This is a genomic window from Methanospirillum stamsii, assembly GCF_003173335.1.
GTDB lineage: Archaea > Halobacteriota > Methanomicrobia > Methanomicrobiales > Methanospirillaceae > Methanospirillum > Methanospirillum stamsii.
This window is the reverse complement of record NZ_QGMZ01000010.1, coordinates 204,019-210,018: the sequence shown is the minus strand read 5'-3', so window position 1 is coordinate 210,018 and position 6,000 is coordinate 204,019. Positions and strand designations below refer to the sequence as shown.

General features: G+C 41.9%; 5 protein-coding genes. 2 read left to right on the top strand and 3 right to left on the bottom strand.

What is annotated here, in order from left to right; translation table 11 throughout:
* The first annotated feature begins 108 nt into the window (after positions 1–108).
* Together DLD82_RS05245 and DLD82_RS05240 are read left to right on the top strand one after the other, a co-directional pair.
* Complete coding sequence (locus DLD82_RS05245) at positions 109–516, top strand: bacteriohemerythrin (protein WP_109940052.1); 408 nt, start codon at positions 109–111, stop codon at positions 514–516.
* Between the two features lie 78 nt (positions 517–594).
* Positions 595–837, top strand: a complete 243-nt coding sequence (locus DLD82_RS05240) for a hypothetical protein (protein WP_109940051.1) — start codon at positions 595–597, stop codon at positions 835–837.
* A gap of 129 nt (positions 838–966) precedes the next feature.
* On the opposite strand, the gene DLD82_RS05235 is transcribed toward DLD82_RS05240, so the two are convergent.
* From DLD82_RS05235 to DLD82_RS05225, 3 genes are all read right to left on the bottom strand, one after another.
* Positions 967–3,618: a PAS domain S-box protein gene (locus DLD82_RS05235; RefSeq protein WP_109940050.1), complete on the bottom strand. Its 2,652-nt coding sequence runs from the start codon at positions 3,616–3,618 to the stop codon at positions 967–969.
* Between the two features lie 299 nt (positions 3,619–3,917).
* Positions 3,918–5,249, bottom strand: coding sequence for a response regulator (locus tag DLD82_RS05230; protein WP_109940049.1), 1,332 nt, complete (start codon positions 5,247–5,249; stop codon positions 3,918–3,920).
* A gap of 207 nt (positions 5,250–5,456) precedes the next feature.
* Positions 5,457–5,867, bottom strand: a complete 411-nt coding sequence (locus DLD82_RS05225; protein ID WP_109940048.1) for a DUF2493 domain-containing protein — start codon at positions 5,865–5,867, stop codon at positions 5,457–5,459.
* Positions 5,868–6,000 lie beyond the last annotated feature (133 nt).

The following is a 6,000-nucleotide window of genomic DNA, read 5'->3' as shown; positions in this document are numbered from 1 at the left end:
ACTGGAGGTTACAGTTTTTCATGAGTTAAGCATGAGGCGGAGCCTCATGGGTGTTTTTTTATTCAGTCATGCCGGTGCATTCATAATCTTTGTGAGTCAGTATCATGTATGGCATTTATCATATGGGATGATTTGTATGCAACCGGTATTGAATCGATAGATAATCAGCATAAACATCTGATCTCTTTGCTGAACAGGATGTTTGAAGCATTACTTCAGAAAAAAGGAAAAGATGAGCTTAAGTATGTCATAGATGAGATGACAAAATATGCCGGATATCATTTTACCACCGAAGAGACCCTCATGAAAAAAGCAGACTTTTCAGGGCTTATCCAGCATCATCGCTATCATGAGGACTTTGCAGAAAAAGTGAAGGACTTTTCTGAAAAATATGATCTACAGGATGAAGCACTGACCGCTGAAGTTACGATTTTTCTCACCAATTGGATAAATGAGCATTTATCAATGATTGATCAGCAATATGTGCCGGCAATGAAGAAAGCAGGAATCTCCTGAAATTAGAATTTTGGCTGGGGGAACATCTTTATTCTTTTACCTCATTCATAATAGGCGCAATTTTTTGCGTAGGTATTTGTGAAACGTATTATTGATGGTCATTTGTATGACACGAGAGTCTCTATTTTGATTGGAGAAAAAGAAGAACGTGGTTCTTTTATGTATAAAAACGATGTAGGTGAATTTTTCATCTACCATGAAATGACGGAAACGAAAAAAGAACTTCCCAGAATTAACCCGATTAGCAGAAGTGTTGCTATCCGCAGGCATTTCCGGTATAATGTTAATCAACTTGATTTTAAAGAAGCATTTGGTGAATAACCTCTTTAGGTTTCGGGGCTCTCCCACCCTCTATTAAATAACCTATCTTGTTCATTTGGGATTCCGGTTATGTTGTAATTCTGCCGGTTTTGTATCTCACAAGCTGTTATCTTTTGAGTACCTGATGCGTTATGCTGTGGCAACTTCCTGAATAATTCCGTCAATACTCACTACCAGTCCGGATTCATCAGAGACCGGCCTTCCCCGTTCACTCATCACCCGGATATGACCGAATTTATCGATAATGCGGTATTCAATCTCGTATGGCTCTCCTGTTTTAATAGATTCCTTTTTCACTTCAATGACCCGCTGTTTATCGTCCGGGAAGATAAGAGGAATGAGGGAACTTATCTGTCCGCTTGCAAGTTCCTTTGCCGAATACCCGGTGACCGACTCGAGGTGTTCATTATAAAACTCCATATCTGATCCGGCAAGTGAAACCCTGAAGACGATGCCGGGAATATTCTGTGCAAGGGTTCTGAACTGCTTTTCACTCTTTTCCAGGTTTTCTCCGGCTTTAAACCGCATGATTGCGCTCCCAATCAGCGAAGATCCGATTTCAAGTGCATTTATTTCCTTTCTGCTCCATATTCTGTCAGAATGGGACTCAAGAAAACCAACAGCACCCCAGATCTCCTGGTGAATTTTCACCGGAACCAAAAGGATTGACCGGACACCGTATGGTTCGAGGACCTGTCTGTCACCATCTCCAAGGTTTTTTACCAGGCTGTAAACTGGTTTTTCCTCTTTAAATACGGTCTGTATTACCGATTCTTCCTCTTCGTTTTTTGACCGGAGAGAAAAGGGTGACCTTGTTCTTCCGGCATTACCCGTCTTTGCGTTCCATTCAAGTTCAGATTTTATCAGTTGAACACTTGTTGAAAGGGATTTTTCCAGGAGGCAGACCCTGCTTACCGAGGTTGCCTCTCCGATATGGCTGATGGTTCGAAGAGCAGCATCTTCAAAAGTTGATGACTGGAGAATATCTGACGCTGCCCGGCTTAATGCTTCGAATATCGCATTCTGTTTTCGTATCTCAAGCTCCATCAATTTTCGTTCGCTAATGTCCCTGAGTGTCTCGATAACGCCGATTATCTCTCCTGAAAGTCCGTATATCGGGGCAGCTTTAATCCATAACCAGATCCTGTTCTTTGTAACCGGATGAAAGGTCTGAACATCAACCGTCACCACATTGTCTGAGGTTTCCGGATTATTGTACCGGTATAATACTGATTCGTCGTGGTGCAGGATATAATCCGCAAGAACCGGTCTTTTCTGGTGATAAAATGCATAAGCATATGCATAATCGCCTTCTCCGATTATTTCCTCTTTTGTAACTCCGGTCAGTTCTGTCATTGCCCGGTTCCAGGCAGTGACCCTGCTTTCAGTGTCCAGGACAAAGACCGGGTCTGGAAGGAATTCAAGAATATCTTCCAGTCTTTGATGAGCTTCCCTGATTGCTGCTTCGGTCTTTCTTCGTTCGGTGATATCACGGGTAATTGCAAGGACGACGGGTTTTCCCTGCAGGTAAAAAAGATGAGCATTAATTTCAACCGGAATGTGTCTCCCGTCCTTTCTCATGATATCAATTTCAAAAAATGCCTGTTCATTTTCCCTGAATTTTTCAGTCACGTTCTTAAAGAGATTCCATTGGGCTTTTGGAATCATATCGTAGAGCGAGAGGTTAAAAAATTCCTGGTATGAATATCCGGTCATTTGGCAGGTAAGATTATTCACCTCCCTGAACCTGACATGGTTCAGGTCTTCGGCCAGTTCCATCAGGATGATTGCGTCCTTTGCACCTTCAAAAAGACGACGATATTTCTCTTCACTCAGGGCAAGTTTGGTTTCTGCTTCAAGCCATGCGGTGATGTCACGCCATACTGAAATATAGTCAAGAACCTCTCCGGTCTCTGAAAGCCTTGGGGTGGTAGTAGTCTCAAACCAGATCCATTTTCCTTTCAGTGTCCTGAACCTGAATGAAGAAGGAAGTCGTGACCAGTTTACAGCCTGTTCATCGTTCCCGTTCTGGAACCTTGGAATATCTTCCGGATGAATAAATTCAACGATGGTTTTGCCCATTAATTCCTGAGATACATACCCGGTCAGGAGTTCACATGCCGGAGAAACATACGTGATGGTCCCGTCAGGTTCCCATCTGATTATCATATCATGGACACTTTCAGTAATTACCCTGAGATTTGATTCGCTGGTCCGAATCGCCTCCTGAAGGCCTTTTTTTTCTGTGATATCTTCGCCGGTGATTACAAGAGCTGGGCGCTCCTGGAAAAAAGCCACGGATGAGATGGTAAACAGGTACAAGGTGACTTTATCATCATGTTCTATCCTTGCTTCTTCAGTTCTGGTATCCCCCGGACTTACTGTACGGATTGCAGCAAGAAGTTCGGGCCCGAATAACTCATCAAGTTGAAGTGCTTCAATGCTTAAATTTGAAATTGCTTCGATACTGGTGTTTATCATCCGCAAAAATGAGTTATTGGCCCATCTGATTGAGAGGTCGGTATTGAGGATGATGAGCATATGGGGAGAAAAGTTCAAAATTGATGATTCGGGCTGAATATCAGAGATATAGTATTTCTTTTTCTGTCCGTGCTGACGCATTTCCAGTTTTCCGGAAAGAACCAGATTATCAAGGTACCGGGCAACGGTATGTCGATGGTGGCCTGAAAGCCTGGAGATATCAGATATTGTAAGGGCTTTTTTCCCTAATTTAAACGTTTCCAGAATATCCTGGTATGTTTGTGAATTACCTGTTTCCACGCTTTTATGTTTTCATTATTAAGACTTATTCTTTTGGACTCCTTTTTATACAGATATTAATTTCGATACGGTGTATCTGTTATGCTCATATGGGTGGAGAAATTCTCTGACAATGAGCCGGAGTCCGCTCTGAACGCTTAAAACACACACACAAACAGGGGCCGATATTAAATATCTCATCAGTGGTGAACAATAATTCTCCTGGAACAAGAGAAATGTTCCCTTCCTCATCACCCCCTGAAAAAAAGATACCTCTTTTCGAAATTTCTGGAATTCAGGTTTTTATTATCTGCTAGTCATCAGATTGTGTCTGTAAGATCGATATCAGATGAAAAACGGACAGCTCCTTCCGGACAGAAGAACTCAAACCTGATTCCCTGGCCTGAAACCCCGGTCTCGTGTATATCATATCCATATGATGACAGTATTTCTTTAACAAGGTAAAGATCCGGCATAACATTCTGTCCCTCCTTTAAAGAAAATATACGTTCCTTATCTGATTCAGGAATGCCTGCTCCGTTATCCTCCACGATAATGGCATATCCGGATTCCTGGAGGTGGAATGTAAACCTTATCTCGGAGGGCTTTTGTTTCTGTTCATGTAGCGAAGAAATTACCTGTCTCGTCGAGACTGACAGACCCGGATTAGTATAGATCTCAACATCCTCCGGAATCAGATTATTATATCGTATACTTTGTAATCTGATTGGATCAATGCTCTCATTGATAAGTTTACGGATGCTCTGCCATCTTCCCGGCTCATTGCCGTTATCCAGATAGGATATTGCGTTTTTCAGGGTTTTTATGCCGTGAAGCATGAGGAGGCAGGGATCTGTTCCTGCTTTTTTTGCTTCATCTTTCCCTTTCGTCTTTTTTGGAATGCAGAGAGCATCGTACGCAACCTGAACCTGTGAGCTGATTACCTGGTTTATGACCTCGGAAATTGTTTTTATTTTTTCCTGGGCGGAGATGAGGGATGATTCCAGTCTTTCACGTTCCAGGTTTTTCAGGTGTAATGATTCATTTGTCTGCTGGAGGTCTTCGACTACTTTTTGGAGTTGGGCATTTGTATAATGCAGGCGTTCATGCGCAACCTGAAGTTCACTGTTATTCTTTACTGCGGTTTCGTACGTAGAGAGGAGAATATTTAGTATCTGCATTCTGCTTGACGATATGGTGTGTACTTCACTGGAAAAGACAACATCAAGTGGTTTTAATGCCTCTTCAGTCTGCACATGGTTTTTTGCCAGCATGATGCTGCTGATCCTGGAAAAAATATTCTCCGGATCAAAGGGTTTGATGATGAAATTATCTGCTCCTGCCTCAAGTCCCTTAATGACATCGACCGGACTATACAGGTGTGTGACGAGGATTATCGGAATGTGGGATGTAACTTCACTCTGTTTTAATTTTTTACATAAAGTAAACCCGTCCATGTCCGGCATCATGACATCGGTCAGGATAATATCAGGGTTAATGGAGCCGATATTTTCAAGTGCTTCAAATCCGTTATTGGTGATGGTGACCATATGCCCTTTTTTTTCAAGCAGATGGCGCAGATACTCTGCCTGAGTCCGGTTATCTTCAACGATCAGGATCTGCAATAATGGGTTGTCAGGATTTTTTTTCATAGGTCCGGTTTCCCCAGTACTATGTAAAAAACCATGCTGTAAAGACAGATGAAACTGATGATTTGTATCGGGAACACAGGTTGCACCGATGAATCATGAACCAATAATTATTAAATAAATAAGAAAAATACTGATATTAAGAGGAATATATGAGAAATGAGGGTATTTCTCATGTATGGTAATAGAGTCTTTCGTATGTATGGGTTATTAGTAGAAAGTTGGAAATGCGCCGGTGAAGGTGGTATCTGAATCTGTTTTTCCTTCAAATCCTCCGACATTTTTAATTTGAAGGTTATTTGCACGTGCTTCAGAGATGAGGTTTTTGGACTCCTTACTGATTCCGTTTGAAAGCACCAGCAGGTGTGTAGCATATGATGCCATCTGCTCGTCACGGATGAAACTGGCACCATTGATGAAACTCTCCCAGTCTGGGATGAATTCCTTGAATTTGATTCCATGTTCCTGTGCATATTCTTTTGTAAAAAGATCCACGCCTTGTGATCCTCCTGATACTATTTCCTCAACTCCGCCGATTTCTGAAATATATTTGGAGATTTCTGAATATACGAGATCTTTTCTTTCGCAGGTCCGAAGGCCGGTTACAATCAGTTTTTTCATGGTAAATCACTCCGTAGTTCGCTGTGGCATCAGCACCAGGATGCCAGAAGTGAACACATCATCTTGCATCTTTCCTGACTAATAGGTATTTTTTCAGGAGTCCTTTTAAAATAAGATTATATAATATAAATTT

Excerpts from the sequence above, each read along its gene's own strand:
- DLD82_RS05245 (WP_109940052.1), top strand. The coding sequence starts at position 109 with ATGGCATTTATCATATGGGATGATTTGTATGCAACCGGTATTGAATCG.
- DLD82_RS05230 (WP_109940049.1), bottom strand. The coding sequence starts at position 5,249 with ATGAAAAAAAATCCTGACAACCCATTATTGCAGATCCTGATCGTTGAA.
- DLD82_RS05225 (WP_109940048.1), bottom strand. The coding sequence starts at position 5,867 with ATGAAAAAACTGATTGTAACCGGCCTTCGGACCTGCGAAAGAAAAGAT.